The following is a 17,340-nucleotide window of genomic DNA, read 5'->3' on the forward strand; positions in this document are numbered from 1 at the left end:
CGCTTAGTGGCACCGTTTCGGCCGGTCCCGGCCGAGCGGTTTCGACGCTGGCGGTCGCAATTCCTTGTGTTCGTCGTCACGGACACGATCCAGTGAGGTTCAATATTGACGCTCAACGTTCAAAAAAGCTTGCGCCTGAAAAATTGCGTGGTAAGATAATCTTACTACCGGTAAGGCCGGGCACGGATGGCAAACATGAACGCAGCCGTAGTACGCGCATCGCTCGTCGAAGTTCTGCAGGAAATTCAGGCCGCAAGCGGACTCGAATGCCCACCTCTTGTCGGTGAAACGAAGCCGATGGAAGCCTTACCGAAGTTCGACAGCAAAATCTGGCCTGTAGCCATAGGGATGCTTGCCGCGAAATTGGGAGTCGTAATCGCGAACGACGTAAATATCTTTCGCAAGGAAAAGAGTTGTATTGCACTCACCCTTGACGAAAGCGTAGAGCTCGTCGTGGCGCTGGTCGACGCACAAGCTCCGGCACAACAGGCCGCACAGGCGGCAAACGCAAAATGAGTGAACAGCAAGAAGCCAAGCGGGCCGAAATTGCTTCCCGGCTACGGGAAGCCAGGAAAATGGCCGGGTTGTCGCAGGGGCAGGTCGCGAAGCTGCTTGAAATGCATCGACCGACTATCTCCGAGATAGAGGCAGGGAATCGCCGGGTGTCGGCGGAGGAGCTTTCGCGATTTGCGGAAATATACGACGTCACCGTTCCGTGGTTACTTGCCGAAACGGCTGAGCAACTGGAAACGGATGATCCACGGCTGCAACTCGCTGCGCGAGAGCTGGCCAAGCTCAAACCAGACGATCTCGATCGCCTGCTGCGCTTACTGGCATCGATGAGGGGCACCGATTCTGAAGGCGAAGGTAACTCATGATGAGCGCGAATTCCTCAGTGTCGACGTCGCGCACGGAACAGAAAGCATTGGTCATGAAGGGGATGCAGGCAGCAATTGCCGCACGCACGAAGGCCGGTCTTGACCAGAAAAGTCCGGCGTGCATCTATGGACTCTGCGAGGCACATCGCGTCACGGTACGGTTTAACGACATCAATATGGAGGGGATGTACGACCGCGAGCCTCGCCCCCGTATTCATGTTTCGGCTTTGCGACCATTGGCAAGGCGTGCATTCACCTGCGCGCATGAACTTGGACATCATGTTTTTGGGCATGGCTCAACAATCGACGAACTGCGGGAAGAGCAGCTCTCGACCGAGGCCCGCCACCCGGACGAAGTGCTCGCAGACGCTTTCGCTTCGTTCGTCCTGATGCCGACGTTGGGATTGCGCGAAGCGTTAAATCGACGCGGACTAAACCCGAACACCGCTTCCGCGGCACAAATGTATGCAGTCGCGTGCAATTTCGGTGTGGGGCAGGCGACGCTCGTCAATCACATGGCTTACGGCATACAGGCAATGAGCTTGGCACGGCGTGCAGAACTCGGAAAGATAACCCCGAAGATGATCCGGACTGAGCTCCTCGGGGAAGTTGTGCCTGAACCACTGACGATTGCGGACCGCGAATGGAACTCGCCAACGCTTGACGCGGAGGAGGGAGCGCGGCTGCTGCTTCCAATGGGTGTTGTCGTGGATACGGCAATCCTGATGCCAGAGCGAGACGTAAAAGCAGGAAGAGTTTTTCGCATCATGAGGCCGGGTATCACGCGTGTCGTCATCCCCGGAACTTCATGGGCCACCTTTGTGCGCGTAGCCAGGAGGCGGTACGTTGGACTCGCGCGGTATCGCCACCTAGAGGATGTGTCAGATGACTAAGCGACATACACCAGTCGTAGCCCCATTTCTCGTCGACGAGCCTGATTTGTCCCGCGCTTGGGCCAAAGCGGTACTACACGTTATCGACCATGGAGGGACCGAGATTTCTCCTTTGGTGTTGAGCGTAACGGGCTTTGACGAGGACGGGATGCCTGCTGAGGACTCAGGCGTTCGTAGCGAACTGGACAAGCTGTTGCTTTCCAAGAAGTTCCGAGATGTTGAGGACGTCGCCTTTACGATCTTTCCGCAACGACTTTGGCAGATCGCACGAGGCGACAGGAAGGTATTGTTCAAGCTGTACCGTGACGCTTTTCCTCGCTATCAGGCAATGAATCGCCGGGACAACAAGCGAGGACTCTACTTCGAGCGCTTGACAAGCTTTGGGAGTGGCCCGTGCGATGGAAATCAGCTGGAATGGATTCTGTCGCAATACAGCGCACGGGATGGCGTGCGGCGGTCGATGTTTCAGGCAAGTGTTTTTGACCCGGCACGGGACCATGTCGCAGACGCGCAGTTGCAGTTTCCCTGCATGCAACATGTTAGCTTTGAGCCCACAGGCGAAGGCTTGGTCATTAACGCCTTTTACGCGACACAACAGTTGTTTGTGAAGGCCTACGGCAATTATCTTGGGATTGCGCAGCTTGGCGCTTTCATGGCACAGCAAATGGATATGAAGTTGATACGGATAAACGTAGTGGTTGGTGTTGCCAAATTTGAAAGGATCTCGAAGACTGATCCGGCTATGAAGCCGTTGCTTGCGGCCGCTCGCGCGTGCCTCACGGAGCACGAATCGGCGGTCTCGCCGCAGCCAGCAGAACAAACGACAACAGAGACAGTGGCGTGAGACGCAAATCAAGTGTTGGTGCAAGGAGCGGCGACGGGGCGGGGGGCGATACGACGGAATTGGTTGATGCAATATCGAAGTCGTCGCATCTGTCGCCCTTGAAGGTGTCTACGGCGTACGACAGCTATTGGCGCTTTGCCGTAGAGAGACAGTGCGTTTTTTTTCGCCGACTTGCCGGTGAGCCTGGGCCTTGGACTGCCGATCCGATCATATGCGCGCATAAATTTACGAATGCATACCGCGCGTCAGATCGGGTTAGCCAGTATCTGATTCGGCATGTCATCTATCGCAATGACTTGCCCGATTCCGCACCTGAGGTACTTTTCAGGACGTTGTTGTTCAAGCTGTTCAACAAGATCGAGACATGGGAATTGCTCGAGTATGCTTTCGGTTCTATAACGTTCAAAGATTACCGTTTTGAGCGATACGATCGCGTTCTAAGCGAGGCGATGCGCGCCGGCGCGCGTATTTATTCTGCTGCCTATATCATGCCACCGGGAGGATCCGCATTTGGTCATGCGGCAAAGCACCAGAACCATCTTCGGCTTTTGGAAAGAATGATGGCGGACGACCTGGCGGGTCAACTTGGCAGAGTGCGGAATATGCAGACGGCGTTTGAATTGCTGAGAAGCTATCCGACTATTGGCGACTTCCTAGCGTATCAATTCACGACCGATATCAACTATAGCGAAATCACCGATTTCTCTGAGATGGATTTTGTCGTGCCGGGGCCAGGAGCGCGAGATGGATTGCGGAAGTGCTTTTCCTACAGTGCGGGACTTAATGAAGCTGAGCTTATCCGGTTGATGGCGGATAACCAGGAGCGAGAATTCGAGCGGCTTGGTATAACGTTCCAATCACTATGGGGGCGCCGACTTCAGCTTATCGATTGTCAAAATCTGTTCTGCGAGGTTGACAAATATGCCCGTGTCGCTCACCCCGAAATCGCTGGAATCTCAGGGCGAACGCGTATCAAGCAGAAATTCTCGCCAACCGGGCCACTCAACCCTCCGTGGTACCCCCCCAAATGGGGCCTCAATGAAAAGATTGACGCGAGCTTTGTGCCTCTTAAATCCAGTCAAGAAAGAGGAAAGAAGCGCAAAAGTTTGACGCAAGAGACGCAAGGAACTTTGAAACTCGGGGACTCGTAATGAACCTGAACGTTTACCAGCAGGAAGCGCAGAAAACCGATCGTGTACCTGGGCGTCAGAAGAACCAGGTCGGCACAGATGTCATCGTGCCACTCTTGGGTCTTGCTGGTGAAACGGGCGAGTTATTAAGCGAATACAAGAAGCATTTGCGCGACGGAGATTCTCATCAACTTTTCAAGGATCGCGTTGCCGAAGAGTTGGGCGATCTCCTTTGGTATATCGCCAACGTTGCAACCAAGTTCGGTCTCACTCTAGAGGATATCGCGAGCATCAATCTTCGCAAGACGCAGGATCGCTGGGGTGACCAGGACTCCTCGTCAGTAAATTTTGACGCTGACTACGACGCGCTTGAAAGCTTCCCTCGGCGATTTGAGGTCGAACTTAGTGAAGTGTTAGTCAAAGGCAAGAAAAAAATACGCGCGCGGATGGATGGAAAGAAAATCGGTGACGACCTAACCGACAACGCTGATGATCCTGACGGTTACAGATTTCATGACGTTTTCCACTTGGCTTATGTTGCCGTCCTTGGCTGGTCACCGGTGATCAGAAAATTGCTAAAGCGAAAACGAAAGAGCCGCGCCGATATAGACGAGGTTCAGGATGGGGGGCGTGCACAGGTAATCGACGAAGGTGTTGCCGCCCTTGTATTTGAATACGCCAAAGGCCACAAATGGCTGGAGGGTGTATCAGAGCTCGACTACCATCTGCTTCGAACTATCAAAGGGATAACGTCCCTTCTTGAAGTCAGAAAGCGTTCGATGGGTGAGTGGCAGAGGGCGATTCTCTTAGGGTTCAAGGTGTGGCGCGAGGTACTTGCCAATGAGGGTGGCAGGATTCTCGTAGACATGGATGCGAAGGATTTGAAATATCTCGGTCCAATTAAATTGGTCGGTAAGAAAAGCAAATCCCGATGAGGAGCGTGGAATGACGGCGACACACATTGCAAAGCCACTGGGAGGTATCCTGGGGCACGGTCTTGACGTTGTCGATATCCGTGAATTTTCAATACTCGTCAAGGAGCCAGCGCTTCCTTTCCTCGATCGCTATTTTACTTCGAAGGAGCTGGCTGCGGCGGGGACCGGTGTCGATCGGTTGGCGAGATTGGCGGGACGATTCGCCACAAAAGAGGCCGTTCTAAAAGCGCTTGGGATAGGGTGGGGTGATGGTGTCTCGTTTACCGATGTGGAAGTTTTGACCTCAAATGCTGGGACACCTACTGTTGTTTTGCACCGAAGTTTGGCTAATTTGCAGATCGAACGCCATATAGAAAGCTGGCTGGTTAGTTTGAGCCACGCAGGAAACGTCGCCGTCGCTAGTGTCATCGCCTTGGGATGCGTGTCTTGACGACGATCTGTAGGAATGCTTACCTTTAAACACGTAACTATTTTGAGTGCTATGTCCAGTTCCGCGACATTTCTTCATTTGACGGACACACACCTGGCGTTGGCCGGTGTGCCTTTCGTGCGCGACGACCATAAAGTAAAGATCCCCGCGATCGATGGTGAAACACGAGAGTCGGCACTCGAACTGCTGTTTATCCGTCTTGCCGAACGATTGAGTCGTAGCCGTCATCAACTGGATGGGGTGTTGTTCACTGGCGACGCGCAAGAGCGGGGGCAACCCGGTGGTCATAGGATACTTCTCGATCTCCTGCTGCATCACTTTGGGCCTTTAGGCGTCACGGCGGCCAACATCGTTGCCATCCCCGGGAATCACGACGTCCCGCGTGTTAGCGAACCCAGTTCCGCCGCCCGCTACGCCGAGTTTATAGAAGTGTGGCGAAAGGCCGGGTGCGTAACTCCCTGGCTGGACGGAGTCGATGCGTCGGACAAAGAGGGCGGACCGCATCGACTCGTTAGTGATGACGGACGTTGGGCTGTTTTTCCAATCAACACAAGCAACTGGTCCCACGCTACCCAGATCCTCCCTGAGCCGCTCGCAAGCGTATGGGCTGCTCTACCCTCTATCGCGGCGAAAGGGAGCCAGGAGATGGAGGCGAATCTACGGCGTCAGCTCGACGCTTTAGCTCGCTACGACATGGCTCGAGTGTCCGGTCAGCAACTCGAGGTTCTACGGAAAGTAATTGAAGAGACACCACGGCCGTCATCAGGACGACAAGTCAGGTTCGCGCTGCTGCATCATCACCTCCGCACACCGAGCTTACGCGAGGAGCTGAAGCCGTTTGCGGATATTTCCAACTTGGAGCAAGTACGGACCTTTTTACGCGATCGGGATATCGCTGTTGTCGTGCATGGTCATAAGCACGAGCATTCGGTTCAATTCGAGCACGTCTACAATCGTGACGGTGACAAAGAGCACCGGATTCTTGTGATATCTGGGGCAACATTCGAAGCAAGAAGCGAATCTGATGCCGCTCGCCTGATTACTCTTACTGGCATGCCCAACAGCCCAGCCGTGTCGATCGAGCCGGTGCAAATTCCGCGTAGCGGTGTCGAACTCATTGATATACCACCCATTGTTCGTCGAATCTGGACCACTGACGTTGTTCAGGGGGGGCCAGTCGTTATCCAAGGTAATAGTCTTGATGAGGTCTACGAACGCGCCTGTGAGGCAGCTGCAAAGGAAGCCGCAAACGGAACGCTGATCGTTCATCTCGATATTGAACTCGGGGTATCCGGAGACCTGCCTCTGCCCACAGACTACCCAACGTCGGAGCCAATGGATGAGTCGGAGCGCCAGCGTTGGCTGAAAGATCTTGTCACGTGGTGGCAGCTCGATCGGTCAGGTCTGGAAGATCGAATGCCATTCGTGCATGGGGCCCGCCTTCGGCGCTTCGGCGGTAAGATCAACCAGATCGAACGAGTAATCAAGCTCCTAGAGACGAAGGCCAGTACCCGAGCGATAGCGGTTCTAATCGATCCGTTCCGGGACTTCACGGCGGACGGAACACGGGAAGAATTCGCCTCTTTCTGCTTGGTGGAATTTAAACGCCGCGATTTGGGAAATGCACAACACGCGGTCGACGTTATTGCGTTCTACCGCGCCCAGGAATTCGCGCGGTGGTGGCCGATCAACGTCGCCGAGATGCGATATCTGCAATGGGAAATCTGTAACGCTTTGAGATTTCGACCGGGCCGGATTACGACGATTACCGGTGACGCGCGTACCCATTCTCGATCGCCCACGCAAGTCGCTATGCCGATCATCGATCGTTGGCTTGATCAGTCGCCGGAGCGGTTCCATCTATTGGCAAATGCCTTGGTACATCGCTCTGCGCGAAATGACGCCCAGCGCGATGCCATGCGTGGCTGGGAACGTACGCTCTGCGATCTCGAAGCAACGGCCAAAGAATATAACCCAGATGGCCTTCCGGTAGCTATTGAAGGACTCAACCTGCTGGCGTCGTATCTGGAGGTCGTCGATGAAGGTGAGGATCAGGACCTCGGAATGTTTGTACGTGTTTTGCGGCGTTTGGCACGAGACAACGAGGGATTCGAGAAGGGCTCACGTTCGAAAAGTGACTTCGATCGTTGGGCGCCGAGTGCGTTGGATGCTGTGTCCGAGCTGCGGTCGCTCACAAAGAAACGCGTGCAGTCTCCCTGAGTAGGATGTAGCTTTTACATGAGAGGCTGTGGCGATGCTGCAATTTCAAGCGTCAAAGCGCGTTATGGAGGTCTGTTGATGTTCGCCTTTATTTTACTTGGAATGCGAACCTAAGAAGCGAAAACCATCATTTTTCTCGGCGCCGGAGCCCAACCGGTTGGGGCTTGGCGCAGGTCTTTTGATGGATCACATAGTTACCCGGATGATCGATGAAACTGAATGAATATCAACAGCGAGCAAATGCTACGGATCAAGTTGCAGATACGCAGCGAATTGAATCAGTGATGACCCCGGTACTTGGTCTCACGGGAAGGGCCGGGGCATTATCGACGGAGTACTTACGCTATTTGCGCGACGGACCCGCCTATTTGGCATTTCGTCCGCGCATTGGAGAGGTGCTTGGCGATCTACTATGGTACGTGTCTAACATCGCACACAAGAATGACCTGAGGCTTGAAGACATCGCCAGGCAGAATCTTGACAAAACTAGCAACCGCTGGGATCGAGGTACAGAGGGAGAAGCTTGTTCCCCTGATTTCGATGGCGAATTTCCCAATAATGAGCGGTTTCCTCGTCTGTTCACCGTGGATGTCACCGCAACGAGAAAGCCCGATGGTACAAGTGCGGTGTCACTTTCATACAATGGCAATCCCTTCGGGGACCCATTGACCGACAACGCCGAAAAGGAGGATGGCTATCGCTTTCATGACATCTTCCACTTAGCCTTTGTTTCGCACTTGGGCTGGTCGCCAGTACTTCGAGGTCGACTTTTCTTCAATTGCAAGCGGAAAAGTAGCCCGACCGTCGATGAAGTTGAAGATGGAGGGCGTGCAGCTGTAATCGATGAAGCTATCGCGGCGCTGATTTTTAACGAGGCACAGAAGAATTCCTACTACGAGGGTGTCAACAGTGTGAGCATTCAGTTGCTTCAACTCATCAGTCAGTTGACCGGTCACCTAGAGGTCAGTCGCTGCACGATGGCCCAATGGGAGCAAGCCATTCTTAATGCTTTCGAGGTCTGGCGGCGGGTACGGAGTCACCCGAACGGGCGCCTAGTCGGAAATCGAGAAACCCGCCGAATCGAATATGTCACCAACCCATGAGCGCCGCCGTATTCGACGTAAATTAGAGAGTGCGTTTGCGGCGCGTTGAACCAAATTCGGAATCGAGACTAGCATCTGGCTGTCGCTAACGTGTGCGGAAATATCAGCGAGGATCCATGAAATGACTAAATCTGAACAGCGGAGGCACCTTTTTATCAGCCACCATCATCGAGATGATGCTTTGGTTGATAAATTTACGGGGCTACTCGGGGGAAAAGGGTGGGATGTGCGAAACAGCTCGATTCGTGCGAAGCCCGCGAACCAGGAGCGGCTGGATCGAGGTTTGGTGAAAGATGCTGTGATTGAGCGTTTGCTTCGGATGAAGATTTCATGGGCATCTACCGTTGTAGTTCTGATTGGAGAAAAGACCCATACAAGACCTTGGGTTAACTGGGAAATCGATCAGGCGCATGCTCAAGGTAAGAGAATCGTCGGAGTATTTGAGCAGGGAGGGAAGGATGCGGATATTCCTAAGAGCCTTGAGAAATATGCATCGGCCATAGTTGGATGGAATGCGAATAGTATTAAAAAGGCAATCGACGATGGGGATAATACATTTGAGAATCCAGATGGCTCAGTTCGATCCCCAGTAAACGCCTCAGTGACCTCTCAGTGTTAGCCATGTCGAAGGTATATATGTATGTGGTGGATCGCGATTTTGGGTTTGCGCCGAATCCGTTCCACAAATTGTGCACTTTGGCGACTTGCAAACCAATTATTCGGCGTGTAGCCAAAGAGGGGGATTGGGTTATTGGAATGGGAGGTTCACGGCTAAAAGCAACGGGTAGATGCATATTCGCTATGAGGGTGTCCAGTTCAATCACGTTCAACGAATACTGGGAAAATCCGCTCTATCGAGACAAGAAGCCAGTGCGAAATGGAAGCAAAAAAATGATGGTAGGCGATAATATTTATCATCAGGCTTCTGGAGATTGGAGGCAGTTGAATTCGCACCATAGTTATCCAGATGGTTCGCCAAATATTTATAACGTAAAAAACGACACCCAGACCGATGCGGTTCTCGTGTCAGATTATTTTTTTTATTTTGGTGCTGCGGCCATAGAAATTCCGGTCGATCTGCTCCGGAAAATCAATTATAGAAATGCAAGGCATCACAGGGTTTTTGATATTTCTGACGTCGAACTGTTATTGAAATTTATAGAATCAAATTTCGCATCTAATAGAGTGCTCGGAGACCCATTTGATTTTGAGACGGCGAGTGCCAGATATTCCGCGAAGGACAACAAGGTCATAGTGGAAGGTTAGGGGTCGAGCATATATTACAATCCAGATGAACAAATTTTCTGGGCTGTCAACGGTTCTCGCGGAGCTATCCGAAGTCGCCGAAGAAACGTGCCGCTTGGCTGGCATTGTGCATGTTGGTATACAGTTCGAGTGCAGGCCGCGAATGCCGGCGCTTGCATTCATGTCGTTGAAGATTTGAATAACGAGACAAGAACCCGAACATGAATGATCGGGATCGACGCCTGAAAAACGCTTAGGACATCCATGGTCGATATTGCTCGCCCTTTCTTAGTGGTCTACATCGTCTGGCATCCAGATTTTGAGGACGGAGCCGCGGTGGCGGAGGTGTTGAGGAAGCATTTTCGCCGCGAACTTTACGCAAACGTGGCGGGAGGCACGGGCTTAAGCGTCATATTCCGTTCTGAACCGGCGCCTGACGCCGGAAGGCCGTTGCCGATCGATCTTGGCGAGGCGGAGACGACGGCTATAGTCGTACTCTCGGAATCATTCCTGGCGAACGATGCAGATTGGATGGCGTACATCCGTGAGTTGTCTGAACAGACGGACGCTGCGGGTCTCGCGGCACGACTGTTCCCCGTCGCGATTGAGCGGACCGGACTCGTCGTGGCGGAGCAGGCTCTGCGATGGGATCAATGGAGCGAGACACTGGCTGGCGACAAGCTCCTTCTGCGGCTAATCAGTGAGCTGACATACGAGTTCTGTCGCATGCTCAGACACTATCTCGAACACCTGAAGCGGCCGGAGGAGGACAGCGAGGCACTCGTCAGGTATTTGCAGAAGGTTCAGATATTTTTGAGCCACTCCAAGCACGACGATGACGGCGAAAGCATTGCGCGTCGCATTCGCGAGCATCTTCATGTTGGCCATGGTTTGGGCAGTTTTTTCGACGTACACGATATTCCAGCGGGACTTCGCTTTAATGAAGTCTTGCTGAAGCAGGTGGCTCAGAGTGCGGTCGTCGCGATTCACACCGACTCGTATTCTTCTCGCGAATGGTGTCGGCGCGAGATTATCGAGGCCAAACGGCGGAATGTTCCACTGGTAGTCGCCAACTGCATTGGCGATCAAGACGAACGGGCGTTTCCGTACATGGGCAACGTCCCGATCGTGCGTATGGATCCTCAGCTCGCTGATCGTATCGATGTCGTTGTTGGGCGATTGCTCGATGAAGTGCTCAAGGACTTCCTCTGGCGTTGCCGGGTTGAACTTGAAAGAGGCGGCGAGCGCGACGTCGTTTTCGTTCCCCGCGCACCTGAGCTCGTTTCGCTTGCCGGACTTCCCCCGGTTTCGGAGATGGCACAACCGACTATCGTCTATCCAGACCCGCCCTTGAGCGCTGAAGAGGAACGTCTGTTTGAAACTGTCGCGCCACATGTGCGGTTGCGAAGCTTCACAGAATGGATTGCGGAGGAGATCTGATGACTTACCGTGAGGCACTGGCGCAGCATGCCGTTGCGATTTCGACCTCCGATAGCCCGGACATGCCAGCTCTTGGACTTAGTGATCAGCACTTGAGCGATGCCATGACGGAAATTGCACGTCACCTGCTTGCCCTCGGGGCCCGGATAGTCTATGGCGGTGACCTGCGTGCGAACGGCTTTACCGAGCTGCTATTCGAACTCGTCGCGCGGCACCGTCGAGATGCCGATGACGGCGATGAGCGTGCCGGAATTCTGAATTATCTTGCCTGGCCGGTGCACATCCAGAAGCCGGTACAGGAGCTGGAGCGGATCCAGTCGGACCTGAACGGGGTAGCCAAGCTTGTCCTTCTGGACCTGCAGGGGCGAGTTGTCACCATGGGCGAGCGGAGGAATTTTCCCGAACATCATCCGACAGGCGAGGAGTGGCGACAAGGGCTTACAGCGATGCGAGAGGCGACGGCGCGAACCACACACGCACGTATCGTCCTTGGCGGCCGCGTCGATCGGTACAGTGGTTTGATGCCGGGTATTGCAGAGGAGGCGTTGCTGGCGCTCCAAGGTAAACAGCCGCTCTTCGTGATTGGCGGGTTTGGTGGTTGCGCCCGCGATATCGCGGAGACGCTGGGTATGGTAGCCCCGTGGGCAAACGCACATCGTGGTTGGGCCGAGCGCCAGGCATTTGAGGTGTTCTCTTGGTGTGACTTGAATAATGGCTTGACGGAACAGGAAAACGCAATCGTTGCTCGCACGCCGCACGTGGACCAGGCTGTTGCGCTAATCTTACGGGGGCTTTTCCGACTCGGACGAAGGGCCGTCTGACGTAGTGTAAGAGGGTGTCTGCAAGTTCGGCCAGGATATCGCTGGACAACACCTGATATGGACGACCGTTCCTGCGAAGAGGTCGTCCTTATGTGATCGGAGGTTCTGATCGTTGAGCGAAAGAAAGATTCGGTTCTCGCATGCTATCTGATGAGCCTTGTGTTTTCTGCGTCGGCGAGGGGATCGTTGATGCACGGCGTCGTGGTAATTTGGCGCTACTGCGGATGCTATTGGGGCTAGACGAAAAACTTAAGGCCCAACGGTAGGCCGATGATGACGCTCAGGGCCGGCAGATAGGTTCGGGAATGGCCCGGCGGAAAGAACGGGTTGGCAGCAATCTCGGCGAGCGCGACAAAATACAGGGCGAAGTACTCGAACATGAGGGCGTGACCAAAGGCTTGGAAAAAAGCGGCGGCGAGTCCGAAACCCATAACGACCGCTGCCGCGACGGAAGCCAAGGCGACAGCGCGAGCGACGATATGGTCAACCAGCGCCGTGAGGTGAGACAGTTCACGTTTTGCACGTAATCGCTCGACGGTTCCTTTGACGAGCCAGAGGAACATCACCGTCAGGACCATCGAATTGAAGGCGATATGCTCCTGAAGCAATTCAGCTCCCCATTGTGCTTTGTTGAAGTATCGGTAGCCAACCCACTGAACGAGCCCACAAATGAATCCCAATGCACCGAAGAACGGTAGGTCGTTGAGTAGGTCTTTGGCTGCTAGCATCCATGGGATATTGCGTCCTGTCACGTGGTCTCCATTTCCGTTGGCGACAGGCGTGCGTAAGCTTGCGTTGCGCACACGTCAGCGGTCGTCATACTGCATTTCCGCATGAAGCGGTTTTCCGCGATAGTTAGAAAATTTCGAAATTTTTACTGTCCGAGATTATTTTCATCCAGTCATCAAGAAAACATGAATACCAATAATTGGCCACCATGTATTGTCACAGCTTTTGATCTCGTTGGTACTCGCAGCCTTGCCACATCTGGCAAAGGCTCGTCAGCGATGATTGCAATGCAAAGTCGCGCCGTGGCAAAGATCAATCACGGTCTCCCGCTACATAGTCACGGATACATATGGAACGACTCTGTCTTGCTCCTTTCCTACATGACGGAGCCGAACTGGTCTAGGAAAGGATTCTTTGCTGAGTTAAACGACTTCAGGTCTTTTCTGCAGCATGCGTGCGGCGCGTCGATCTATGCTATATCGGTAAAGGGACTGGCGTTTCCGCATAATGCATTTGCGCCGGCTGTTTTCGACGGCCAAATTGCGCATCAACCACGTGCTGTTGTATTGAAGACATCGAGCTGGGCAATGGCAAATTGCTTTCTTATCGAAAAGATGCTCGGACATCATCGTGCGGACTGGTACATCGACAGCAGAATCTCAGATGGTGCCGATCTTCCTGTGCCATTTGCGTCGGACACGATTGAGCTCTTGCCCAAGAAAGAATCGAGAAGGATCGACATGTTCAAAGGAAACATTCATCTCATCGATTAAAGGTGCGATACCATTTGCTCGGTTGCTTAGTCGTGCCACATCCCCCGCATGTCGGTATCCCTCTCGTCATGGTTGCCTTGCTGTTGGGCGAAAATTCGAACTCGTCAGAATCTCCGACGTTCATTCCTGTTCTCCCATTGTTACCGAGGGAGTTTCCGTTTGGAGACGAGGTGCGACGTGAGTCACCGGCATGCCCGCCTCGTGAAAACCGAACGCAATCAGTTGCGGACGCAACTCGGCCAGTGCATTGGCTGGAACACCCAGCCAGAGGAGGTTTCTAGCCCGAGTCACTGCGACATACCCAATACGTCCCACCTCTGAATCGACTCCGGCTAACAAAGCGGCAACATGCTCTTTGGTTGCCATATAGAGCACGGCGTCCAGACTCTCGCCCTTCACTTGGTGAACCGTATCAATACGGATTCGAGGGGCGTTGGGGGCGGCAAGGTCTGCGGCAGTGACAAGCGGGGCATTGGGCAGGCCTTTCTTTGCCAGCTTCATGCCGATGTTGTCAGTAGCTTTCAGACCATGCGCGCTTTCCAGGGTAGCGAGCAACGCCTTTACCCTCGCGAGCAATTGCGGATGCCATTCGGTGTCAGCCAGCAGCGTCGCTGAAGGCAGGCCCGAATCGGGGTCGCGCGTAAAACGCCAAACGAGACGTCGCAGGCTCTTGGGTCCCGGGTAGCGGGTGGGTTGAGTGATCGCGGCCACCAGCTCTTTTGGCGGATCAGCAAGAAGGCCGACGATACAGGTGGCGACTGCCTTGAAGGCGGACACGTAGTCCTGTTTTTTGTCACGCGCAACGGCAGCTTGGGCAAAACTCTTCACCGTTCCCTGGCCCGCCGGCGAATCGTTGCCAGCCAATCGGTCGGCAAGGTCGCGGCCACGGCATAGCACGGCAGATCGTCCGATTTCCAGCTCCGCTGCGAGTACCGCGGTTTGGAAGGCGGTTACAACCTTGTCGCGGTCAGTCGTCTTGTACGGAATGAAGAACGCGCCATGGGTGGTCTTGGGCGCCTTGCGGTCGGCCACATCCTTCCGAGCCGAGAGCTTGTTGGCCAGGTCGACGATGGGGGGGGCAGAGCGGTAGTTTCGGGTCAGGCCCAAATCTGTGATCCCGGTGCGCTCACCATACTGAGCCAAGAACCGTCCGTTGGCACCGGCAAATTCGTAGATGCCCTGGTTAGGATCGCCGATCAACGAGATCCGCACGCCGGCGCCGATCAGTTGTTCGAGGATAGCCTGGTGAGGGGCGCCGATGTCTTGCGCTTCGTCGATGAGAATGTGCGGATACCGGCGAGCCAGGGCGCGCAGGACAAGGGGCTGTTCCTTGAGTGTCCGGAAGCACCAGTAGCGGCCAAGGTTATGCGTATAGGCGCCCGTCTTTCCCAGCCGATGGACGATCCTCGATGCGATGTCTTGATCCAGCGCCACAACCTGGTCGTTATTCGCGTAATAGAAATAGAGGCCGGCGTCACAGGTTCCGACCTGCATGCTTGTGATGCTGACGGGATAGCTAGCCGGCTTGAATGTGAACCCGCTCAGGAACGCTTCGCCGCCTGTCACGAGGAACGCGGCTTGGGCCGCTTTCATCGTTCGATGCGCGTGTGGATGAAGCACGTGACGCGTGATGAATCCATCCAGTGTGTCGATGTCAACACGGTGGCCGCCCGCGCCGACAGACATTTCCCGGACGAGGGGCTGATAACCTTGTCGAAAGGTATCCACGGCCACGTTGGAGAAGGACAGCAGTGCGACCCATCGCCGATGGTCGCCGAGTTGTCGGCGTATTTCGGCGAGCCGTCGAACCGCCGTCAGCGTTTTTCCGCTTCCTGCGCATGCGATGACGGCCATGGGCTCAAGCGACGCATCAATGATCGCCGACTGTTCAGGTGACAGTTCCGTCATGAGTGTGCCGGCGCCTTCTGGCAGGCGTGCTCAATGGCCAGGCGTAGGTACTCCGGCACGGTGCATGGCGCGCCGTCCGCCAGAATCTGGGCGAGCGCTTGCCCAAATCGTCCTTTCTGGACGTTGTTCTGCGTTCGTTCGAACATGCCGCTGAACAGGAGCCGTGCCTTGTCGGCGTCTGCGGTGGCCGCATTGACCGAAGTTTCAACCGCTTCGCCGATTTTCGGATGCAGCTCCTTGAGTGCCTTGAGCATCGCCGAGCGATTGTCCTGGTGTAGCGCCAGGTCATACTCAAGCGTCTTGACGCCGTGAAAAATCTTGACGAGGGCGTCTTCGCTTTCCTTCATCTTGGCGGTGTTGTCGGAAACTTTGACGGCATCGCCGGCAGCCGGGTACAGCGCCTTCGGTTCGCTTCCGTCGGAAGGCGTGTCCACGGGATCGGCGTCCGTAATCACGGAAATCGGGATCTTCAAGGCTTTCTCGCCAAACAAGGGGAGGAATGAATCGAAGTTCAGCCCCTCGACGCTGATGAGGCTCACGCCATGTTCGCGTAGCCTGTAGCCGGCCTTTTCGGCTAACACGCTGACCAGCATCAATTCAGCGGCACCTTCCACGAAGATGACCCGGCGGGCGAAAAATATCTCCGCGCGCGTCACGTCGAGGTAACGCTCCAGCTTTTCCCGCTTTCCCTTCCCAAAGCTAATGTCGCGCGGGAAGAATGTCTCGACTGCGCCGCCTGTGTCCACCATGCACGCCAGACTGTTGATATCGGCAATACTGGCGAAGTTGGGGGAATGGCTGGTCACAAATAGCTGGACCGGCTTCTCTCCATCCGTGGCCTTGATGGTCTCGAGATAGTCCAAAAGGACAGCCTGAAGCTGAGGATGCAGATGCGCTTCAGGTTCTTCAACGATCAACCCACGGTAGTTCGACTCCGGGTTCTTGGCCAGCTCGCTGAGAACCACCGCCATGAAAATCAGGTTATTGAAGCCAAGCCCGTTCTGTTCGATCTCGAACGCGTCGACCATCAGTGAAAGACGAGACGCCAGTCGCTGAAAGTCGCTCCCACTTAACCCCAGCTCCAGCAGTTGGGCCAACTGGGGGCCCAGCATAGTGTCGTGCCGACTCTTGATTGCCGTATGGGTATTGGTGATCGGCTGATGTTTTTTCAGCTCTTCGTCGAGCTTCTTCAGTGCTTCATTGATCTCGCTGCGTCCGACATCATCGGACAGCAGCTGAAACAGCCGCGAAAGTTGGCTGGTACGACTGGGTTTCAGGCTTTGTGACGCATCGCGGAGTGGGGGCAAATACACCCCGCGGAGGTTCTCCATCATGTCCGCCGTCAATCCCACGTCTTCATGATCGCCGCACCAGCGTTTGGCGCGCAGGCGGCCTATCTTGTCAGCGTCCGCATAGCGAATGGTAACGTGTGCTTCTGCGTTGCCAACGGCATCCATTTTCAATGCCGGAAGGAAGTCGGCCTCATCGTCTTCGTCAAGGCCGCGAAATATATACTGGAACGTGATGTCCCCGGCTGGCGTCCCGCCATGAGGTCGATGCACATCGTTGATGTCGAGCCGAGGATACGGTTCGTCATGCCCGGCGAGTAACGCCCGCAAGCCATCGACGACAGCAGTCTTGCCCACATTGTTCGCGCCCACTAGGACATTTAAGCCCGGTTGGAATCGCAACTCTGCTTTCTGGAGCTTTCGAAAGTTTGAAATCGTCAACTGCGCCAAATACACGTCTGCCCCCTGGTCACAATTTGTCGTTGTTTCGGTCGTTCGCGTTTTACATGGTAACGCATACATTTCAGAAGCCAGGCGTCGGTGGTCGTGGCGCGGAATGGGGATGTCGCGGCATGCCGACGTCGGGGTTTCGACGGCGCGCGGTACCTCGCATCGAAGCCCGGCAATCGAGCTTTGGCACCTGACACCGGGGCCTGAATATCGAACCGCATGCCTTGGTGAGATATTCGCTCCGGCCCCGTC

Annotated in this window: 17 protein-coding genes; 14 read left to right on the top strand and 3 right to left on the bottom strand. The window is 54.7% G+C overall.

Features of this window, described 5'->3' with window-relative positions:
* Positions 1 to 195 precede the first annotated feature (195 nt).
* The 13 genes from AC3AP7_RS07140 (at position 196) to AC3AP7_RS07200 (ending at position 11,939) form a co-directional block, all read left to right on the top strand.
* A complete protein-coding gene (locus tag AC3AP7_RS07140) occupies positions 196 to 516 on the top strand; it encodes a hypothetical protein (RefSeq protein ID WP_475764374.1) in 321 nt (106 codons plus the stop codon).
* Positions 513 to 878, top strand: coding sequence for a helix-turn-helix domain-containing protein (locus AC3AP7_RS07145; RefSeq protein WP_060126803.1), 366 nt, complete (start codon positions 513 to 515; stop codon positions 876 to 878). Before AC3AP7_RS07140 ends, AC3AP7_RS07145 begins: the two co-directional genes overlap by 4 nt.
* Positions 875 to 1,771: an ImmA/IrrE family metallo-endopeptidase gene (locus AC3AP7_RS07150; RefSeq protein ID WP_475764373.1), complete on the top strand. Its 897-nt coding sequence runs from the start codon at positions 875 to 877 to the stop codon at positions 1,769 to 1,771. Before AC3AP7_RS07145 ends, AC3AP7_RS07150 begins: the two co-directional genes overlap by 4 nt.
* Complete coding sequence (locus tag AC3AP7_RS07155; RefSeq protein ID WP_475764372.1) at positions 1,764 to 2,615, top strand: thymidylate synthase family protein; 852 nt, start codon at positions 1,764 to 1,766, stop codon at positions 2,613 to 2,615. Before AC3AP7_RS07150 ends, AC3AP7_RS07155 begins: the two co-directional genes overlap by 8 nt.
* Complete coding sequence (locus tag AC3AP7_RS07160; protein ID WP_475764371.1) at positions 2,612 to 3,766, top strand: nucleotide kinase domain-containing protein; 1,155 nt, start codon at positions 2,612 to 2,614, stop codon at positions 3,764 to 3,766. Before AC3AP7_RS07155 ends, AC3AP7_RS07160 begins: the two co-directional genes overlap by 4 nt.
* Positions 3,766 to 4,680: a nucleoside triphosphate pyrophosphohydrolase family protein gene (locus AC3AP7_RS07165; protein ID WP_060126809.1), complete on the top strand. Its 915-nt coding sequence runs from the start codon at positions 3,766 to 3,768 to the stop codon at positions 4,678 to 4,680. Before AC3AP7_RS07160 ends, AC3AP7_RS07165 begins: the two co-directional genes overlap by 1 nt.
* Before the next feature lie 10 nt (positions 4,681 to 4,690).
* Complete coding sequence (acpS, locus tag AC3AP7_RS07170) at positions 4,691 to 5,110, top strand: holo-ACP synthase (RefSeq protein WP_475764370.1); 420 nt, start codon at positions 4,691 to 4,693, stop codon at positions 5,108 to 5,110.
* A gap of 15 nt (positions 5,111 to 5,125) precedes the next feature.
* Positions 5,126 to 7,330 (top strand): metallophosphoesterase, encoded by a 2,205-nt coding sequence (locus AC3AP7_RS07175; RefSeq protein ID WP_475764369.1) that lies wholly within the window; start codon positions 5,126 to 5,128, stop codon positions 7,328 to 7,330.
* Between the two features lie 209 nt (positions 7,331 to 7,539).
* A complete protein-coding gene (locus AC3AP7_RS07180) occupies positions 7,540 to 8,433 on the top strand; it encodes a nucleoside triphosphate pyrophosphohydrolase family protein (protein ID WP_475764368.1) in 894 nt (297 codons plus the stop codon).
* A 121-nt stretch (positions 8,434 to 8,554) separates the two neighbouring features.
* Positions 8,555 to 9,052, top strand: coding sequence for a TIR domain-containing protein (locus tag AC3AP7_RS07185; RefSeq protein WP_475764367.1), 498 nt, complete (start codon positions 8,555 to 8,557; stop codon positions 9,050 to 9,052).
* A 2-nt stretch (positions 9,053 to 9,054) separates the two neighbouring features.
* Positions 9,055 to 9,699 carry an Nmad2 family putative nucleotide modification protein gene (locus AC3AP7_RS07190; protein WP_475764366.1) on the top strand — a complete coding sequence of 215 codons (645 nt, stop codon included), beginning with the start codon at positions 9,055 to 9,057 and terminating at the stop codon, positions 9,697 to 9,699.
* A gap of 243 nt (positions 9,700 to 9,942) precedes the next feature.
* Positions 9,943 to 11,118: a toll/interleukin-1 receptor domain-containing protein gene (locus AC3AP7_RS07195; RefSeq protein WP_475764365.1), complete on the top strand. Its 1,176-nt coding sequence runs from the start codon at positions 9,943 to 9,945 to the stop codon at positions 11,116 to 11,118.
* Positions 11,118 to 11,939, top strand: a complete 822-nt coding sequence (locus AC3AP7_RS07200; protein ID WP_475764364.1) for a hypothetical protein — start codon at positions 11,118 to 11,120, stop codon at positions 11,937 to 11,939. Before AC3AP7_RS07195 ends, AC3AP7_RS07200 begins: the two co-directional genes overlap by 1 nt.
* Before the next feature lie 236 nt (positions 11,940 to 12,175).
* Here AC3AP7_RS07200 and AC3AP7_RS07205 read toward each other — a convergent pair whose 3' ends face one another.
* Entirely contained in the window at positions 12,176 to 12,691 is a 516-nt protein-coding gene (locus tag AC3AP7_RS07205) for a hypothetical protein (protein WP_475764363.1), read from the bottom strand.
* Between the two features lie 162 nt (positions 12,692 to 12,853).
* Between AC3AP7_RS07205 and AC3AP7_RS07210 the strand changes: the two genes are divergently transcribed.
* Positions 12,854 to 13,441, top strand: coding sequence for a hypothetical protein (locus AC3AP7_RS07210; protein ID WP_475764362.1), 588 nt, complete (start codon positions 12,854 to 12,856; stop codon positions 13,439 to 13,441).
* Positions 13,442 to 13,561: 120 nt separating this feature from the next.
* On the opposite strand, the gene AC3AP7_RS07215 is transcribed toward AC3AP7_RS07210, so the two are convergent.
* Positions 13,562 to 15,349: a UvrD-helicase domain-containing protein gene (locus AC3AP7_RS07215; RefSeq protein WP_475764361.1), complete on the bottom strand. Its 1,788-nt coding sequence runs from the start codon at positions 15,347 to 15,349 to the stop codon at positions 13,562 to 13,564.
* Positions 15,346 to 17,094, bottom strand: a complete 1,749-nt coding sequence (locus AC3AP7_RS07220; protein WP_475764360.1) for an ATP-dependent nuclease — start codon at positions 17,092 to 17,094, stop codon at positions 15,346 to 15,348. The genes AC3AP7_RS07215 and AC3AP7_RS07220 overlap by 4 nt, the downstream gene beginning before the upstream one ends.
* Positions 17,095 to 17,340 lie beyond the last annotated feature (246 nt).

The organism is Paraburkholderia sp. PAMB 6770 (assembly GCF_057748135.1).

Excerpts from the sequence above, each read along its gene's own strand:
- AC3AP7_RS07140 (WP_475764374.1), top strand. The coding sequence starts at position 196 with ATGAACGCAGCCGTAGTACGCGCATCGCTCGTCGAAGTTCTGCAGGAA.
- AC3AP7_RS07145 (WP_060126803.1), top strand. The coding sequence starts at position 513 with ATGAGTGAACAGCAAGAAGCCAAGCGGGCCGAAATTGCTTCCCGGCTA.
- AC3AP7_RS07150 (WP_475764373.1), top strand. The coding sequence starts at position 875 with ATGATGAGCGCGAATTCCTCAGTGTCGACGTCGCGCACGGAACAGAAA.
- AC3AP7_RS07155 (WP_475764372.1), top strand. The coding sequence starts at position 1,764 with ATGACTAAGCGACATACACCAGTCGTAGCCCCATTTCTCGTCGACGAG.
- AC3AP7_RS07165 (WP_060126809.1), top strand. The coding sequence starts at position 3,766 with ATGAACCTGAACGTTTACCAGCAGGAAGCGCAGAAAACCGATCGTGTA.
- acpS (WP_475764370.1), top strand. The coding sequence starts at position 4,691 with ATGACGGCGACACACATTGCAAAGCCACTGGGAGGTATCCTGGGGCAC.
- AC3AP7_RS07175 (WP_475764369.1), top strand. The coding sequence starts at position 5,126 with ATGCTTACCTTTAAACACGTAACTATTTTGAGTGCTATGTCCAGTTCC.
- AC3AP7_RS07180 (WP_475764368.1), top strand. The coding sequence starts at position 7,540 with ATGAAACTGAATGAATATCAACAGCGAGCAAATGCTACGGATCAAGTT.
- AC3AP7_RS07185 (WP_475764367.1), top strand. The coding sequence starts at position 8,555 with ATGACTAAATCTGAACAGCGGAGGCACCTTTTTATCAGCCACCATCAT.
- AC3AP7_RS07190 (WP_475764366.1), top strand. The coding sequence starts at position 9,055 with ATGTCGAAGGTATATATGTATGTGGTGGATCGCGATTTTGGGTTTGCG.
- AC3AP7_RS07195 (WP_475764365.1), top strand. The coding sequence starts at position 9,943 with ATGGTCGATATTGCTCGCCCTTTCTTAGTGGTCTACATCGTCTGGCAT.
- AC3AP7_RS07200 (WP_475764364.1), top strand. The coding sequence starts at position 11,118 with ATGACTTACCGTGAGGCACTGGCGCAGCATGCCGTTGCGATTTCGACC.
- AC3AP7_RS07210 (WP_475764362.1), top strand. The coding sequence starts at position 12,854 with ATGAATACCAATAATTGGCCACCATGTATTGTCACAGCTTTTGATCTC.
- AC3AP7_RS07215 (WP_475764361.1), bottom strand. The coding sequence starts at position 15,349 with ATGACGGAACTGTCACCTGAACAGTCGGCGATCATTGATGCGTCGCTT.